We start from the raw sequence: 15,654 nt of genomic DNA on the forward strand, positions 1-15,654 counted from the left end.
ATAACCACATAAGACCATATAATAAATGACGATTCATAAAGAGGGGTACACCTCAATAGCCTTATGCGTGCTTTTCATTTTTATAGTGAACGCGTTACTTCAGTTTTACTTTCCGGACGCGCACACCATTAAATGGATCGTGTATATCTTATCGGCAATGCTGTTCTTCATCATATTACAATTCTTCCGCAGCCCTATACTTGCTATAAATGCTGCAGAGACACAAGTGCTTTGCCCTGCAGATGGGAAAGTAGTTGTTATTGAAGAAACAGAAGAAACTGAATTCTTTAAAGATAAACGTATACAGATATCTGTATTCATGTCGCCAATTAACGTACACATCAACCGTAACCCAATCAGCGGCGTTATAAAGTACTTTAAATATCACCCTGGAAAGTATTTGGTTGCATGGCATCCTAAATCTTCTACCGAGAACGAGCGTACCACTATAGTTACGGAGAATAGCGAAGGTGTAGCCGTACTGTTCCGTCAGATTGCAGGCGCGCTGGCCAGGCGTATAGTTTGGTATGTAAAACAAGGCGACGAGGTATTACAAGGCCACCAGTTCGGTTTTATTAAATTTGGTTCGCGGGTGGATATTTTTCTTCCGCTCAACTCTAAAGTGAACGTCAACATAAATGATGTTGTAAAAGGTGGCCGCACCGTACTTGCAGAATTGCCAACTGTAGGCAACTTTATTGATATTGACGAAGTGCCCGACGTAGTAGAAATCCCCAATTTTGTTAACCCAGTTGAGGCTGAATTATCTAACGAACATGGCGAGCCGACGATGGTTGTAGAACATGAAGCACCCGCTAAAACCCGCAAAGAACCGCAGGCTAAAAGGCCACCGAGAGAGAGATTTGCAAGACCTAAAAAGAAAGAGTGAAGTTAGAGTAAGCATTTGACTAGTAAGCCCACAGTCCAAGCTCCCAGTTCATTAGGTTCTTCTTTATACGGTCAGACTCATACAGCCTGTCTACTCCTTGAGTATAATCGCGTATGCGTTCATCCTTATCGTTGCTTTGTTTTACAATGTAGCTGCTGAATAATCGCTTCATAAATACATCATCGTAGCTTAACCCAGTTGCATCGTTATTACGGTTTATGGCTTCTTTAGTGGCCAACACGCTGCGTGCCTCTGGAAAGTATATCCAAAACGCAGGCTGATATTCGGCATTTGTTAACTCTACAACAGTTTTAACTTTTACAAGTGGTGCAATGCCAACAATTCTTGGCTCAAAAATACCACGCTGCTTATCAAACAGCCAATCCTCTTTTAGCCTAAATTTAACTACTTCATCTGGATTAAATTCACCGGCAACCACTTTGGACCCTATTTTATCTCCGGTTTTCTTGTCGAAAATATCCACTACGCTGCTGTCGGAAAGTTTACTTCGGGCCTGTTCTGCAGTTAACCTGGTGATAAAGCCATCGCCTCCCGGGTTGGTTTTTGAGTCAACAGCATCGTAGGCGAATATATCACGGGCGTCAATAGCCGAAAGCAATACATCTATTAACCGCCTTTTTGGAGATGCCATATATTGATTTACTTTTTCACAAAGATCTATCTCTCTCCAGATACGCCTGGCAAATACAGCATCTGCCTCCCTTATACCGGCGTACCCGGTTACCTTAGTAGAATTGGCGATGTTATTCTTACGATAATAGCCATCCAGCGGTCGGATAAAGGCCGGCCGAACGATAGTAAACAGACCGGGAGAACAAACGCTTTTTAGGTATTCTTTACCGTTATAGGAAAGATCACTCGTCCAGGTGCCATCAATAACGAATGTTGCTTTTAGCGAGTCGACATGGAAAGTGCCACGCATTTTCTTAAGGCAAAACTCATACTTGCCATCTTCACATTGGCAGCTTATAGCTTTAAACTCATCCAGGGTTATGTTTTTACCGTCTACTTTCCCTTTAAGCGCAAACACCACGGTATGGTTATCTGCCGTAACAAAGGTGGACGATCCGGTAAGTTCCTTACCTGTTTGCACGATGTCCAGTTCGAGCTTAAATTTTATCTCTTTATTGTTTTGAGGAAGTTCGCCCAGCCATTTGCCTGTGAGGTTTTGCCCGTAAGCGAGGGCACTGATAAATAGAAAACTAAGTACGCTAAAAAAGTTCTTCATCAGCAACAACCGTGTAAAACAAAAAGCCCCACTGCTGTTGCAGTGAGGCCTCAATATACAAAAATGTAAATTAAACTCGTTTTGATTTGATACGGGCTGCTTTACCGGTAAGGGCACGCAGGTAGTACAATTTAGCGCGGCGAACTTTACCTACGCTGTTCACCTCAATTTTATCAATGTTTGGTGAGTTAAAAGGGAATATACGCTCTACACCAATACCGTTAGACACTTTGCGTACAGTAAAGGTTTCGCTGTTTCCAACGCTGTTACGTTGCAAAACTACACCTTGGTAAACCTGAACACGTTCTTTATTTCCTTCTCTAATTTTATAATGTACGCTAACAGTATCACCTGCTTTAAAAGCGGGAAATTGATTTTTTACTACTGATTGCTCTTCTACAAATTTTACTAAATCCATGATTTTTAGCTCTTAAAGCGACTTTTAACCCGTAAAAATCGGAGTGCAATAATAGGGATTTTTTCTGAAATAAAAAAGCAACTTTAAAAAATTTAAACATTTATCACTTTGCTAACATTCTATTTACTAATTAGCGTGAGCAACAGCGTATTCACAGCAATAAACCACGCTCCAATTTAAGCGGTCTTTCTTATAGTAAAACGCCTTTATTCCAGCAAATCCGGCCGCCTTGCTTTAGTTCTCTCTACAGCTTGTTCAAAGCGCCACTTTTCTATTTCAGGAGTATTGCCGCTCAGTAGTATGTCTGGTACTTTGTGCCCATTCCAATCGGCGGGCCGGGTATAAACAGGAGCATCAAGAAGATCATTTTGAAACGAGTCCGAAAGCGCAGATGTCTCGTCTGATAATACCCCGGGAATTAGCCGCACTACGGCGTCAACCAAAACGGCTGCCGGCAGCTCGCCGCCTGAAAGAACGTAATCTCCTATAGAAACCTCCCGGGTTACATAAATATCTCGTATGCGTTGGTCTATCCCTTTATAGTGACCACAAAGGATAATAATGTTCTTTTTTATAGATAATTGGTTAGCTATTTTTTGATTGAGCGTTTCACCATCCGGCGACATAAATATAATATCATCGTATTCCCGCTCTGCCTTTAGCTTTTCTATACATGCAGCAAACGGAGGGATGGTCATTACCATGCCGCTTCCGCCGCCATACGGGTAATCGTCTACGCTTTTTTGCTTACCAGCTGCATAATCCCGCAGGTTGTGCACAACTATTTCCGATATTCCTTTTTTTTGCGCACGCTGCAAAATAGAATGAGCAAACGGGCTTTCCAGTAAACCGGGCAACACAGAAATGATATCAAAGCGCATACGCAAAGATAAGTTAAAAGCCTAACCCTTTAATAACGGAGGGAAATTTGCAGTTATTCGCTACCATGCTGGTAAATTGTCCAAACATTGCCACTGGGATCGGCAAAGCGTGCAATAGGAATATCTAACTGGGGATCAAACGACTCTATTATCGATCCTCCTACAGCGGCAATATCATCAAGAGTTTGCTGTGCATCATCTACCATTATAGAAACACGCATTCCGGAGGTAGTTACCGGCTCGTCTACTTTAAACCACATTCCGCTAACTCCCCCTGTCCCATCATCAAAGTTGGCATTACCCTGGTTATCTGTGCATATTTCCCAAGAAAATACTTTCCTATAAAATGTTATAGCCTGCTCAATGTCGAGGGCGGGAATTTCTACATAGCATATTTTGCCATGTTTGAAAATTGGCTCCTGTTCTTCCATATCCAATTAGATTGCTTTTTGAATTTGCCAGTTGTGACCAAATGGATCTACCACGTTTCCCTGGCGGTAGCCATAATCATAATCTTGTGCAGGTGAAGAAATAACTGCTCCCGCTGCTTTTGCTTTTTCCATAACAGCATCTACATCATCAACAAACAGGCCTATAATGACCGTCGTTGTTCCTGCGCTAGATGGAGATTGCTCCGCTTTGTTTGTAGACTCGTGCAGGTGAAACAATGTGTCGCTGTCCAATATAAACTCCGAAACATGTACACTCCCGTCATCGTTGACAAACCTGCGTAATTCAAAAGCGCCAAAAGCTTTCTCATAAAAGCTGACATCTGTTACACCATTCGGGATGGTAAGTACAGGGGCAAACTTCGCTTTTTTAGTATGCAGGTGAACAGGGCGTTCAAAGACCTTTACATTCATAGGGGTTTATTTATTAAGATGTATTCCGAAGTTACGTATTTGGCGTGGCGTTCAAGTACCTACAATAAAAAAGAGCAGCCTAAAAGCCGCTCTTTTTTTAATATTTAAGACCTGTATATTATTTTTTTCCGTCCACTACAGGGCGGGTATCGCGGTTAGCCAATTCCCAGCCGGTAAAAAACACCAGTTGAGCGCGTTTAGCTAATAACGGGAAATTGATCTTGCTTACTTCATCGCCCGGTTGGTGGTAATCAGCATGCACACCGTTGAAGTAGAAAATAATTGGCACGCCATAGCGGGCAAAGTTGTAATGATCGGAACGATGGTAGAAATCGTTAGGGTCATTCAAATCATCATACTTGTAATCTAACTTTAATTTGGTGTACGTGTTGTTTGCATCTTCACCAATTTTATGCAACTCGGTGCTTAACATTGCTGAGCCGATTGGATAAACATAGTTAGCAGAATCAGGATTGTTTAAATATTCCTGACCAACACGGCCGATCATGTCTATGTTAAGGTCGGCAATGGTGTTAGCCAAAGGGAATACAGGATGATCTGAGTACCATTCAGAACCCAATAAGCCTTTTTCTTCACCAACGTTACCCAGGAAAAGAATACTGCGTCTTGGGCCTTTGCCATCTTTCTTGGCTTTTGCAAAAGCTTGCGCAATTTCCAGCATACCGGTAGTTCCAGAGCCATCATCATCGGCACCATTATTCACCTTATCAGTTGTACCGGGCTTAGTAACTAAACCAATATGGTCGTAATGTGCCGATATCACCAAAACTTCATCTTTAAGCTTAGCATCGGAACCTGGCAGGTATCCTAGTACATCTACAGCTTTTACGTCCTTGTACTCGGTAGCATAAGCAACGTTCACAGCAGCTTTAACTGTTTGTGTTTGTTTACCTGCAGCCGTTGCCGTTTTTAAATCTTCGTAAGTTTTTCCCGTCGATTTTAATAAAGCATCTGCAACAGCAGTGGTTACGTTGAATACCGGCGCTGGAGCATTGGCGTCCTGCGCCCGTTTGATAGCGATAGATGATCCACCGCTTGGGTTTTGGCCACCGAAACGCTTCAATAAATTACTTAGCTCGCCATTTGCGCCAATGATTAGTGCGGGCTTTTGTTCGCGTATAGCCTTCAGAAAAGCCAGACGAGACGGTGTTGCACGATAGCTGGTGTTAGTTTTAGTACCTGCAACCGGCTTATCTTCGTTGATGAGCAGTACGATCTTGCCTGCGAGGTCGGTACCGGCTATCTCTTCCGGAGAGCCGTAACCAACATAAACGATCTCGGCGGCGTTTAAATTTTTATCCGGGAAGCTGCCGCGTACAAAAAAGTCCGTCCAGTTTGCAAAGGTTTGTCCGTTGATGCTAAAAGCATTTACATTGAACTTGCTCTCAGCTAATGGTATATCTAAAAAGTATGAGCCTTTAACAGGTGCCTGTAAGCCCATTTTCTTAAACTCACCAGCTATGTAATTCGCTGCTTTCTCTGCGCCTGGCTTACCGGTTTCACGGCCTTCAAATTCATCAGAAGCTAAAATGCTCAAATGCTTTTTAGAGTCGTCTGCGGTAATAAGTTTTCCGTACTTAACCGCTGTGGCATTCTGCTGCGCGCATGCGCTGGCTGCAAATGCAACTGCGGTCATTAATAATGATGCTTTCTTCATTTAATTTAAATTGATAATTGTTCTATTAGCAGCCAATTTTATCTACGCGACGGGCGTGACGGCCACCTTCAAATTCTTCTGTCAAAAAGGTTTCTATGATACTCTTTGCCTCATCAAGGCTTACATGTCTTGCAGGGATACAAAGCACATTGGCATTATTGTGCGTACGTGCCGGAACTGCTACATCTTGTTTCCAGCAAATTGCTGCCCTAATTCCCTGGTGCTTGTTGGCTGTCATGGCTACACCATTCGCACTACCACATAGTAAAAAGCCATATGTAAATTCGCCGCTTTCCACTGCAGAAGCCACAGCATGTGCAAAATCCGGGTAATCAGCAGATTCTACCGAGTGGGTACCAAAATCTTTGAATTCAATTTCTGGGAACATGGCCTGTATAGCCTGCTTGTACTCATAGCCGGCATGATCGGCACCTATTGCAATTTTAATTCCGGAGTTCATTATCCAAATGTATACTTTTTATACAAGGACAAACGTAAATATTTTGTTAGGAACTGACTAGGCGAGACCGTCTTCTTGCACGCGTTTTAATTTGCGTTTTTCAACAACACCTGCTACTACAATGCCTACTTCGTAAAGAATGAACAGCGGAATACTTACTATAGTCATGGTAAGCATATCCGGAGTAGGGGTAATAATTGCAGAGACAATAAGTATTACCACTACTGCATAGCGACGACCAGCTTTCATATACTTTGGTGTAAGTATTCCTAAACTGGAGAGTATATAGACAAGTATTGGTAACTGGAAAACAATCCCGGTTGCTAAAGTAAGCGTTGCTACGGATGACAGGTAAGAGTCCATGTCAAACAGGTTCTGGATCTGCGGACTTATTGTATAGCTGGATAGGAAATTTACCGACTCAGGTGTGATAACGTAGTAGCCAAACAAAATGCCGATAATAAATAATCCACTGGCATAAAACACAAAGCCACTCGCGGCTTTCCGCTCTTTTTCGTGTAAGGCCGGTCTAACAAACCGCCACACCTCCCACAACAGGTAAGGGAAGCCTAATGTAATACCAATCAGCAAAGCCGAGTTAACCTGCAGTGTGAACTGACCGGCCATTTCGGTATTGATCAACTGAATGTTGATTTTATTGATACAAAAACCATCGCTGTGAAGCAAATCGCCAAGCTTGCAAAGCATGCGATAAGTCCAAAAGTTAGGCCGGCTTGGACCTAAAATTATGGTATCAAAAATAAAATCGTAGAAATAAAAAGCTCCAATAGTGAAAATAACAATAGCAATTGCAGAACGGATTAAATGCCACCGGAGTTCTTCGAGGTGATCGAAGAATGACATTTCGGCCTCCATGGTTTGGCCCTTTTCCTTAATTGCCTTTATTAATTTGTTATCGCTCATTGGTGTGTAAAAGTATCATTCCTGAACGAAGGAATGATACTTTCATTATAATTTATCCTGAAAAGGTGTGAGTATTAAAAATCGAACGTTTCCATAAACTTGGTAGTGAAGTTACCCGCACGGAAGTTAGGATCTTTTAACAGCTTTAAATGGAATGGAATGGTGGTTTTAATCCCTTCAATCACAAATTCACTTAAGGCACGTTCCATGGTAGATAGCGCTTCTTCGCGTGTTTGTGCAACGCAAATAACCTTTGCTATCATAGAATCATAGTTGGGCGGGATTGTATAGCCGCTGTATACATGCGTGTCTACCCTCACGCCATGTCCACCCGGTGAATGGAAGTTGGTTATTTTACCAGGAGACGGACGGAAGTTGTTGGCAGGGTCTTCCGCATTAATACGGCATTCAATAGCGCACATGCTAGGCTCATAGTTTTTACCTGAGATTGGAATGCCGGCAGCCACCTTGATTTGTTCTTTGATAAGGTCGAAGTTGATCACCTCTTCCGTAACCGGGTGCTCCACCTGTATACGGGTGTTCATTTCCATAAAGTAGAAATTTCTGTTCTTATCAACCAAAAACTCTACTGTTCCGGCACCCTCATATTTAACTGCCTTTGCACCCTTAATTGCTGCATCGCCCATTTTTTTGCGAAGCTTTTCGGTCATGAAAGGAGACGGCGCTTCCTCTACTAACTTTTGATGACGACGCTGTATAGAGCAGTCGCGTTCTGATAAATGGCAGACTTTACCGTATTGGTCACCAACAACCTGTATTTCAATGTGACGTGGATCTTCCACGTACTTTTCCATATATAAGCCATCGTTACCAAAGGCAGCTCCTGATTCGGCACGTGCACTGTCCCAGGCGCTTTCAAAATCAGCATCCTTCCAAACTACACGCATACCGCGGCCACCGCCACCTGCTGTAGCTTTCAATATAACCGGATAACCAATTTTATTGGCAATGGTTATGCCTTGTTTAATGTCGCTAAGTAAGCCTTCGGAACCAGGGATAGTTGGCACACCCGCTTTCTTCATGGTTTCTTTAGCGGAAGCTTTATCGCCCATTGCGTTTATTTGTGCTGCAGTAGCCCCAATAAACTTGATGTTGTATTCGGCGCATATGGCTGAAAACTTAGCATTTTCAGACAAGAAGCCATAGCCCGGATGTATAGCATCTGCGTTGGTAAGCTCCGCCGCAGAGATAATGTTAGGTATGTTCAGATAAGAGTCGCGGCTTGCCGGCGGGCCAATACATACAGCTTCATCTGCAAAACGCACATGCAGGCTTTCCCGATCGGCGGTTGAATATACAGCTACGGTTTTGATGCCCATTTCTTTACAGGTGCGAATAATTCGCAGGGCAATTTCACCACGGTTAGCTATGAGTATCTTTTTAAACATGATCTTGATTTTAAGATTGCAACGATTGCTCCAATTACACAGATCGAATCGGTGAAATCATTTTAATCGTTGAAATCAGCAAAATTACTTAGGTTCTACTAAAAACAAAGGCTGGTCGTATTCTACCGGAGAAGCGTTGTCTACAAGCACTTTAACTATACGGCCCGATACTTCTGACTCAATCTCGTTAAACAATTTCATTGCTTCTATAATGCAAAGTACTGTTCCTGTGCTTATTTCATCGCCAACATTAACAAACAAAGGTTTCTCTGGTGATGCTGAACGATAGAAAGTGCCAATCATTGGCGACTTTACAGTGATGTAGTTAGTGGTATCTGTTACCGCCGCAACATGCTCGGTTGTTGTTGGTGCCGCTGCCGGAACTGCTGCAGGTAACGCGGCCGCCTGTGGCGCTGCAATAGCCGGAGCTGTAGGGATAGTAGCATTAACCACCGTTGGGGCAGGTTCGTTGGTTTTGATCGTGATCTTAAAGTCTTTTTGTTCGATAGAAACTTCGTTTACACCAGATTTGGAAACAAAGCGTATAAGATCCTGAATTTGTTTAATATCCATGTTTACAGATAATTGGTTGCGGATGAAAGTTAAAAAGCTAAGGTATATGTTAATATGCACATGTGCAAACCAGCAAAAGCCGGGGCTATGTGCAATTGATATAATTACTTAATAAGCAATATTGTTTGTATAATTCTTTACTATCAGCAGTTTACAAAATTAATGATGATCCTGCCATCATTAAAAAGCAAGTAAGTGGCTTAATAGGCCCACTTCAAATAAATAGAACCCCAGGTAAAGCCGCCGCCAAATGCAGCAAGTATAAGGTTGTCGCCTTTTTTAAATTTACTTTCCCATTCCCAAAGGCACAATGGTATAGTACCATTGGTTGTATTGCCGTAGCGTTCTATATTTATAATCACTTTATCAGCGGTTACTCCGGTACGGTTAGCCGTAGCATCTATAATGCGCTTGTTTGCCTGGTGCGGTACAAGCCATGCAATGTCGTCTGCAGTAAGATTATTTCTTTCCATTACTTCGGCAGCAACGTCTGCCATGTTAGTGACCGCAAACTTGAAAACTGCCTGACCTTCCTGATATGCGTAATGCTCTTTTGCATCAACAGTTGCATGCGATGCAGGCCTTACAGAGCCGCCGGCTTTCTGGTAAAGCAACTGCGAGCCAGAACCATCACTTTTTAGCACTGAATCCATAACGCCATATCCGTCGGTATTAGGTTCCAGCAAAGCGCAGCCACAACCGTCGCCAAATATGATGCATGTAGCACGATCTTCGTAGTTGATGATAGAGGACATTTTATCGCCGCCAACAACCAATACTTTCTGATGCTTACCGCTTTCTATAAACTGCGCACCAGTAGCCAAACCAAAAATAAATCCTGAACAGGCCGCTTGCAAGTCATAACCCCAGGCATTTTTAGCGCCTATTTTATGTGCAAGTATGTTAGCCGTTGCCGGGAAAGGTAAATCTGGCGTGGTTGTGCAAAATATTATAAGGTCTATTTCTTCGGCAGATATACCGCGTTTTTTAAGAAGGCCTTCTACTGCGGGTACCGCCATGTCAGAAGTACCCAGGCCTTCGCCTTTCAGTAACCTTCTTTCTTTTATGCCGGTTCGGCTGGTGATCCACTCATCGTTGGTATCAACCATAGTTTCCAGTTCCTGGTTCGTGAGCACGTACTCGGGCACGTAACCATTTACTGCAGTAATAGCGGCATGAATTTTACTCATATATTCTTACTGAAAAGCCTGTTTGATTTTTTCGATGAGTTTGGTCTCAATCATGTTCTTGGACAGCAGTACCATGTTCTTGATAGCTTCGGGATTTGATATACCATGGCCTACCACAACCGGCGCATTTATGCCCAATATAGGGCTTCCACCGTATTGCTCATAGTTAAACCGAGCAAAAAACTCGTCCTTAAACTGTTTTTTTAATGTAATAACGTAAAAAGTTTCGGCAAGCTTAAGTATCACATTACCAGTAAACCCGTCGCAAACAACTACATCATTGCTATCACTAAACAGATCCCTGCCCTCTACGTTGCCTACAAAATTAAAAAGCTTAGTGTCGCGCATTAAAGGGTAGGTAGCCAGGCTTAGTAAGTTGCCTTTTTCTTCTTCCTCCCCAATGTTCATGAGCGCAACCTTAGGGTTAGGTATATTGTAAATAGACTCTGCAAGGAGGCTGCCCAATACGCCAAATTGTAAAAGCACATCGGGCTTGCAATCGGCATTGGCACCTACATCCAACAAAATACCCAAACCGCCTTTCAGTTTGGGTACAATTGCTGTCATCGCAGGGCGTATTACACCCGGTATAGTTTTAACGCTGAACATTGACCCCACCAGCATAGCACCGGTGTTACCGGCAGAAGAGAATGCCTGCAGGCTTCCCTCCTTCAGCATACGAAAACCAACAGCAATGCTGGAATCCGGCTTTTGCATGATAGCTTTAGTAGGGTGTTCGCCCATGCCAATAACTTCGGTTGTATGTACAAACTCAAAGTTGTCGGCGCTATAATTATTTTCCTTCAGAAGAGTAAGCGCGACTTCCTTATCACCTATCAGCACTAGCGTTTGGTCGGCTGCAAGCGTTTTATGCGCTTCAATTGCTCCCAAAACAGCTGCTTTGGGGGCGTAGTCGCCGCCCATTATGTCTAAGCCGATCTTCATTTCAGAAAACTAACTTAAACTGCTACTGCTTTCTCGATAAGAATTTTTCCGTTGAAGTAAACGTTACCATCAACAGTATAAGCACGGTGAGGCAAGTGTACAGCACCGGTAGTTTGGCAGGTAGTTAAAGAAGGTGCGTCAGCTTTGTAATGCGTTCTGCGTTTATCTCTTCTTGATTTGGAGAATTTCCTTTTTGGATGTGGCATGATCCTGTATTTTAGTTATTTAAATTTTTTGAGCGCTTCCCATCTCGGGTCGGCCTGCTCTGTTTGTTCGTCATTTGCCGACAGCTTTGCAAGCTTATCAAGCATATCTTTATCACAATATGGTGTGTTGCCTTCATCGCCGCAAGTATTAATAAACGGCACCGCAACGGTTACATATTCATATATCAACCCGGCAACATTAATCTCATGATCATTTTTGCCGAGCGTAATTATTTCATCATCTTCAGCAACTTCTTCATCAGAAAACCGGGCTATCTGCTGCTCCTGAACTTTCAGCGGCTGCGGAAAGTCAGAAAGGCACTTGTCGCAAGTAACACCTATAGTTCCCTCAATGTCAAAATCCAGCATAATCATGGTTTCCTGCTTTTCCAGTTCAACCACGCACTTCAGATCAGCTTTTTTTACCAGCGAATATTCAAACTCCTGGAAAAAATCATCCTTGACGTCATATTCAAAAACATGCTTACCCAGCTTAAGGCCGGTAAAAGGAATTGCATATGTCTTTAGCGATTTCAATGAGCAATAATTAGCCCGCAAATGTAGGAAAAATACTTAAAACGGGAAAGTGTTTTTTTTAAATGAAAAATGGGTTATTAACACTGCTCCGGTAGATTAGCTAATAGTGTCAGGCTAACGCTAAGGAAGATGTCTCAGTTAAATTTTAAGCTTAACGTTTACCCTCTCGAGCAAGCCTGCCAATTGCACTACCACAAAGGCAAACAACAGCGACCGGATTAGGCCGCCAGTGCCCTGATCCATATACTGCGGATAATTAAAATCCGTCATCTGGTAGAGTGGATAAAACAGAAATGGAAGCAAGTAACAGGTGAAAGTACTTGTTCCGGCTGGTTCAATTATTTTAAAAAGATTATACTTCTTGCCAACATCAACTATTAAAACAAATACAGCATATATCACCAGGCTTATACCTGTACATATTAATGTCCATGACGGCGTATCCCTAAGCTTGGAAATACCTCCGCTAAAATACCTTACTATAAACCCAAGGTTGAATAAAATCACGGAGATAAGAAACATTCCAACCCAAAGTAATTTAAGTTCTCCGGTTTTGTTAAGCCTGATGTACAGCACTGACACGAAAATACCAGCCATGGTAAAAGCCTGCATTGCGCCGTTGCCAGATAGCCATACATACTTTTGCACCGGTGCTAAAAAGTTAAGCAACCCAAAGTGCACATCAATATTAAAAAACATAAAGAAAAGCCATGCCGCTGCCTGCACCCACAACACTCCGTTAGAATAGTAATAAATAAAAGCGCACACACCATATGCCCAGCCGATGAGCCCTAAAATACCCCACCATGTAAGGTGCAACCAGGGGTGCCCGGGATCATTACTTTTGTATACAGCACAAACTGCTATCAGCAAAGCAATACCCAAACCCTGGCTTATATAGCGCTTGATAAGCGATGTGCTTTTGCTGTAGTCTATAAAAATGAAGAAGAAGCTGAAGGTTGCCAGGCTGTCCCAAACCGGCCTGGGAAGCACCGCATTTGCTTCGTCATAGGTCTCCATGTTGGCGTGAAAGAACCCTATAAATACCAGTGCAAACGTCCGGGTTAGTATACGAAGGGGTATTTTAGCATCATCTTTCCGTATACGGTTTTCAAAAGCGTAAGGTATTGATAAACCTACGATAAACAGAAAAGCAGGAAAAATGGTATCGGCTAAACCCAATGCATCATCGTTAATTCCTGCATGTTTTAACCATTCGGGTGTACCAGGTATCCCGTCAAGGTCATTCACAAAAATCATCAGGAACATGGTGACCGCACGAAATGCATCGATCGACCTGATACGGTCAACTAACTTCGTCATCAAACAGGCAAATGAATTTTAGAGATAAATGTTTTAAGTAAACGTTAATTTTACCAAAACAGTATCATTTTAGTGCCGTTTAATCGCGATCACGGCTTAGTTTGCTGAATTGAAGCGGATTCTGATTAAGCTCAACCGTTTCACGGCGGTGCTTAATCACGTGTATTGCTGCAAATAAAGCTTCTCGGAAGGACACCTCTGATGCCTGGTTTTTGCCGGCGATGTCATATGCTGTACCATGGTCGGGCGAGGTCCGTACGAAACTTAACCCGGCAGTATAGTTTACGCCCGTTTCGAAGGCTATCTGTTTAAAAGGTATCAAACCCTGATCGTGGTACATGGCCAACACAGCATCAAACTGCATGTAAGTTCCGTTAGCAAAAAAACCGTCTGCTGAGTAAGGGCCAAACGCCAGGATGTCGTGAGTCCGCGCTTCTTCAATTGCCGGAATGATAATATCCTTTTCTTCATTACCGATCAAACCATTATCGCCGGCATGGGGATTAAGGCCAAGCACAGCAATTTTAGGTTTACGCACCCAAAAATCGTTTTTCAAGCTGGCGTTCATGAGTTTTAACTTAGCTACAATTTTTTCGGCCGTAATACTTTGGGCAACTTTAGCAACGGGTATATGGCCGGTAACCACACCCACACGCAGGGTATCGCTAACTAAAAACATCAATGATTCAGGCGCATTATCCCGCTGTTGCAAATATTCGGTATGGCCCGGAAAGTTAAATTCTGCGCTTTGGATATTATCTTTGTTAATGGGGGCAGTTACCAATCCATCTATGTGGCCTGCCAGCAGATCGTCTGTGGCTTTTTGCAGGGATAGTAAAGCGTACTTGCCGCCGTCTGCAGTTACCAATCCGGGCTCAATACGTACATCTTCTTCCCAACAATTAATCATATTAGCACGCCTGAACTGGGCCTGCGCTGCCTCATTAATTACATTAAAGTTTAGTTCGTTTACGTGCGTTATCCTGCGGTGAAATGATGCAACTTTGGTGTGGCCGTATACAATTGGCGCACAATAATCATAAATCTTGTTGTCAGCAAGTGTTTTTATGATAATCTCCAGCCCAATGCCGTTTACATCGCCTATACTGATCCCAATTTTAGGTCTATCGCTCATTTTAATATAATTGAGCCGGTATTTACCTCATGACAACATTGTATCTGAAGTGAACGCCGGAGGTTGTAATTGCTTTGGTATTTGAACTTTATGTTCTTACCTGAAATAGCAAATAAAAAGATTTTAAGTTTATAATTCCTTAATAAAGCACAAATATGCCTTAATTTGCCCAAATATTCTACAGGAATGACACTAGTAAGGGCAAAGAAACATTTAGGGCAGCACTTCCTGACCGACAAGAACATTGCCCAAAAAACCGTAGACAGCTTACGCCCGGAAGGCAGGTACACCCAGGTACTTGAAGTTGGCCCGGGCATGGGCATCCTCTCTGACTTCCTACTGCAAAAACCGGAGCTGGAGGTGTTTTTGATTGATATAGATACAGAGTCTTACGAATTCCTTCAAAAAAAATACCCTCAGCTTGGCAACAGGCTAATCAATGCAGATTTCCTGGAGCTAAATTTTAAAAGCCTCTTTCAGGATAAGATGGCGGTTGCAGGCAATTTTCCCTATAACATATCGTCACAAATTCTTTTCAAAATATTGGATAACCGGCAGCAAGTTGTAGAGGTTGTAGGTATGTTTCAAAAGGAAGTGGCCGAACGCTGCGCAGCTAAACCGGGCAGCAAAGAATATGGCATTCTTAGTGTATTTCTGCAGGCGTATTACAAGGTAGAATATCTTTTCACCGTTAAAGCCGGAGTTTTCAACCCGCCGCCTAAAGTACTGTCGGCAGTTATCCGGCTCACAAGAAACCAAACGGAAGTATTAGGTTGCGACGAAAAGCTATTTTGGCAAGTGGTCAAGGCCGGATTTAATCAACGGCGTAAGACATTGCGCAACGCGCTGTCATCTCTTATTAACAAGGAGAAAATGACAGACAACGCTGCACTCGACCTCAGGGCTGAGCGCCTTAGCGTTGCTGATTTTGTTAAGCTCACTAACGAGGTAGAGGCGGCCCGGCAAGATTAACC

17 protein-coding genes and 1 pseudogene are annotated in these 15,654 nt (G+C 42.9%); 2 read left to right on the top strand and 16 right to left on the bottom strand.

The features are described from left to right. Positions 1-25: 25 nt before the first annotated feature. A pseudogene (locus AC59GT_RS13100) lies at positions 26-679 on the top strand (phosphatidylserine decarboxylase family protein); the annotation flags it as partial. Positions 680-908: 229 nt separating this feature from the next. Here the strand turns inward: AC59GT_RS13100 and porN are convergent. The 16 genes from porN to pdxA all read right to left on the bottom strand — a co-directional run bounded on the left by porN (position 909) and on the right by pdxA (position 14,680). Continuing rightward, a complete protein-coding gene (gene porN, locus AC59GT_RS13105; protein WP_497238055.1) occupies positions 909-2,138 on the bottom strand; it encodes a type IX secretion system ring subunit PorN/GldN in 1,230 nt (409 codons plus the stop codon). A gap of 70 nt (positions 2,139-2,208) precedes the next feature. Next, the gene (gene rplS / locus AC59GT_RS13110) at positions 2,209-2,556 is read right to left on the bottom strand and encodes a 50S ribosomal protein L19 (RefSeq protein WP_117383334.1); all 348 of its coding nucleotides are present in this window, start codon (positions 2,554-2,556) and stop codon (positions 2,209-2,211) included. A gap of 206 nt (positions 2,557-2,762) precedes the next feature. After that, complete coding sequence (gene trmD, locus AC59GT_RS13115; protein ID WP_497238056.1) at positions 2,763-3,437, bottom strand: tRNA (guanosine(37)-N1)-methyltransferase TrmD; 675 nt, start codon at positions 3,435-3,437, stop codon at positions 2,763-2,765. Positions 3,438-3,490: 53 nt separating this feature from the next. Continuing rightward, positions 3,491-3,868: a VOC family protein gene (locus tag AC59GT_RS13120; RefSeq protein ID WP_497238057.1), complete on the bottom strand. Its 378-nt coding sequence runs from the start codon at positions 3,866-3,868 to the stop codon at positions 3,491-3,493. A 6-nt stretch (positions 3,869-3,874) separates the two neighbouring features. After that, positions 3,875-4,300 (bottom strand): VOC family protein, encoded by a 426-nt coding sequence (locus AC59GT_RS13125; RefSeq protein WP_497238058.1) that lies wholly within the window; start codon positions 4,298-4,300, stop codon positions 3,875-3,877. Between the two features lie 118 nt (positions 4,301-4,418). Further along, on the bottom strand, positions 4,419-5,978 hold the full coding sequence (locus tag AC59GT_RS13130) for a M28 family peptidase (RefSeq protein WP_497238059.1): 1,560 nt from the start codon (positions 5,976-5,978) through the stop codon (positions 4,419-4,421). A gap of 25 nt (positions 5,979-6,003) precedes the next feature. After that, positions 6,004-6,438 carry a ribose 5-phosphate isomerase B gene (gene rpiB / locus AC59GT_RS13135; protein ID WP_497238060.1) on the bottom strand — a complete coding sequence of 145 codons (435 nt, stop codon included), beginning with the start codon at positions 6,436-6,438 and terminating at the stop codon, positions 6,004-6,006. A gap of 57 nt (positions 6,439-6,495) precedes the next feature. Continuing rightward, a complete protein-coding gene (gene tatC / locus AC59GT_RS13140; RefSeq protein ID WP_497238061.1) occupies positions 6,496-7,362 on the bottom strand; it encodes a twin-arginine translocase subunit TatC in 867 nt (288 codons plus the stop codon). Positions 7,363-7,436: 74 nt separating this feature from the next. Beyond that, complete coding sequence (accC, locus tag AC59GT_RS13145; protein WP_117383321.1) at positions 7,437-8,771, bottom strand: acetyl-CoA carboxylase biotin carboxylase subunit; 1,335 nt, start codon at positions 8,769-8,771, stop codon at positions 7,437-7,439. Between the two features lie 84 nt (positions 8,772-8,855). After that, positions 8,856-9,344 carry an acetyl-CoA carboxylase biotin carboxyl carrier protein gene (gene accB / locus AC59GT_RS13150; protein WP_497238062.1) on the bottom strand — a complete coding sequence of 163 codons (489 nt, stop codon included), beginning with the start codon at positions 9,342-9,344 and terminating at the stop codon, positions 8,856-8,858. Positions 9,345-9,544: 200 nt separating this feature from the next. Further along, positions 9,545-10,534, bottom strand: coding sequence for a beta-ketoacyl-ACP synthase III (locus AC59GT_RS13155; RefSeq protein WP_497238063.1), 990 nt, complete (start codon positions 10,532-10,534; stop codon positions 9,545-9,547). A 6-nt stretch (positions 10,535-10,540) separates the two neighbouring features. After that, positions 10,541-11,479, bottom strand: coding sequence for a phosphate acyltransferase PlsX (plsX, locus tag AC59GT_RS13160; protein ID WP_117383317.1), 939 nt, complete (start codon positions 11,477-11,479; stop codon positions 10,541-10,543). Positions 11,480-11,493: 14 nt separating this feature from the next. Beyond that, on the bottom strand, positions 11,494-11,685 hold the full coding sequence (rpmF, locus tag AC59GT_RS13165) for a 50S ribosomal protein L32 (protein ID WP_117383315.1): 192 nt from the start codon (positions 11,683-11,685) through the stop codon (positions 11,494-11,496). A gap of 15 nt (positions 11,686-11,700) precedes the next feature. Then, positions 11,701-12,222: a YceD family protein gene (locus AC59GT_RS13170; protein ID WP_497238064.1), complete on the bottom strand. Its 522-nt coding sequence runs from the start codon at positions 12,220-12,222 to the stop codon at positions 11,701-11,703. Between the two features lie 138 nt (positions 12,223-12,360). Beyond that, entirely contained in the window at positions 12,361-13,545 is a 1,185-nt protein-coding gene (locus tag AC59GT_RS13175; protein ID WP_117383311.1) for a DUF5009 domain-containing protein, read from the bottom strand. Positions 13,546-13,624: 79 nt separating this feature from the next. After that, positions 13,625-14,680 carry a 4-hydroxythreonine-4-phosphate dehydrogenase PdxA gene (pdxA, locus tag AC59GT_RS13180; RefSeq protein WP_497238065.1) on the bottom strand — a complete coding sequence of 352 codons (1,056 nt, stop codon included), beginning with the start codon at positions 14,678-14,680 and terminating at the stop codon, positions 13,625-13,627. Between the two features lie 186 nt (positions 14,681-14,866). On the opposite strand from pdxA, the gene rsmA reads away from it, so the two are divergent. Continuing rightward, entirely contained in the window at positions 14,867-15,652 is a 786-nt protein-coding gene (gene rsmA, locus AC59GT_RS13185; RefSeq protein WP_497238066.1) for a 16S rRNA (adenine(1518)-N(6)/adenine(1519)-N(6))-dimethyltransferase RsmA, read from the top strand. Positions 15,653-15,654: the final 2 nt, after the last annotated feature.

This window comes from Mucilaginibacter sp. 320_HR (assembly GCF_059691875.1).

Excerpts from the sequence above, each read along its gene's own strand:
- AC59GT_RS13130 (WP_497238059.1), bottom strand. The coding sequence starts at position 5,978 with ATGAAGAAAGCATCATTATTAATGACCGCAGTTGCATTTGCAGCCAGC.
- trmD (WP_497238056.1), bottom strand. The coding sequence starts at position 3,437 with ATGCGCTTTGATATCATTTCTGTGTTGCCCGGTTTACTGGAAAGCCCG.
- AC59GT_RS13175 (WP_117383311.1), bottom strand. The coding sequence starts at position 13,545 with ATGACGAAGTTAGTTGACCGTATCAGGTCGATCGATGCATTTCGTGCG.
- rplS (WP_117383334.1), bottom strand. The coding sequence starts at position 2,556 with ATGGATTTAGTAAAATTTGTAGAAGAGCAATCAGTAGTAAAAAATCAA.
- plsX (WP_117383317.1), bottom strand. The coding sequence starts at position 11,479 with ATGAAGATCGGCTTAGACATAATGGGCGGCGACTACGCCCCCAAAGCA.
- AC59GT_RS13125 (WP_497238058.1), bottom strand. The coding sequence starts at position 4,300 with ATGAATGTAAAGGTCTTTGAACGCCCTGTTCACCTGCATACTAAAAAA.
- accB (WP_497238062.1), bottom strand. The coding sequence starts at position 9,344 with ATGGATATTAAACAAATTCAGGATCTTATACGCTTTGTTTCCAAATCT.
- pdxA (WP_497238065.1), bottom strand. The coding sequence starts at position 14,680 with ATGAGCGATAGACCTAAAATTGGGATCAGTATAGGCGATGTAAACGGC.
- AC59GT_RS13155 (WP_497238063.1), bottom strand. The coding sequence starts at position 10,534 with ATGAGTAAAATTCATGCCGCTATTACTGCAGTAAATGGTTACGTGCCC.
- porN (WP_497238055.1), bottom strand. The coding sequence starts at position 2,138 with ATGAAGAACTTTTTTAGCGTACTTAGTTTTCTATTTATCAGTGCCCTC.
- rpmF (WP_117383315.1), bottom strand. The coding sequence starts at position 11,685 with ATGCCACATCCAAAAAGGAAATTCTCCAAATCAAGAAGAGATAAACGC.
- rpiB (WP_497238060.1), bottom strand. The coding sequence starts at position 6,438 with ATGAACTCCGGAATTAAAATTGCAATAGGTGCCGATCATGCCGGCTAT.
- AC59GT_RS13120 (WP_497238057.1), bottom strand. The coding sequence starts at position 3,868 with ATGGAAGAACAGGAGCCAATTTTCAAACATGGCAAAATATGCTATGTA.
- tatC (WP_497238061.1), bottom strand. The coding sequence starts at position 7,362 with ATGAGCGATAACAAATTAATAAAGGCAATTAAGGAAAAGGGCCAAACC.
- accC (WP_117383321.1), bottom strand. The coding sequence starts at position 8,771 with ATGTTTAAAAAGATACTCATAGCTAACCGTGGTGAAATTGCCCTGCGA.
- rsmA (WP_497238066.1), top strand. The coding sequence starts at position 14,867 with ATGACACTAGTAAGGGCAAAGAAACATTTAGGGCAGCACTTCCTGACC.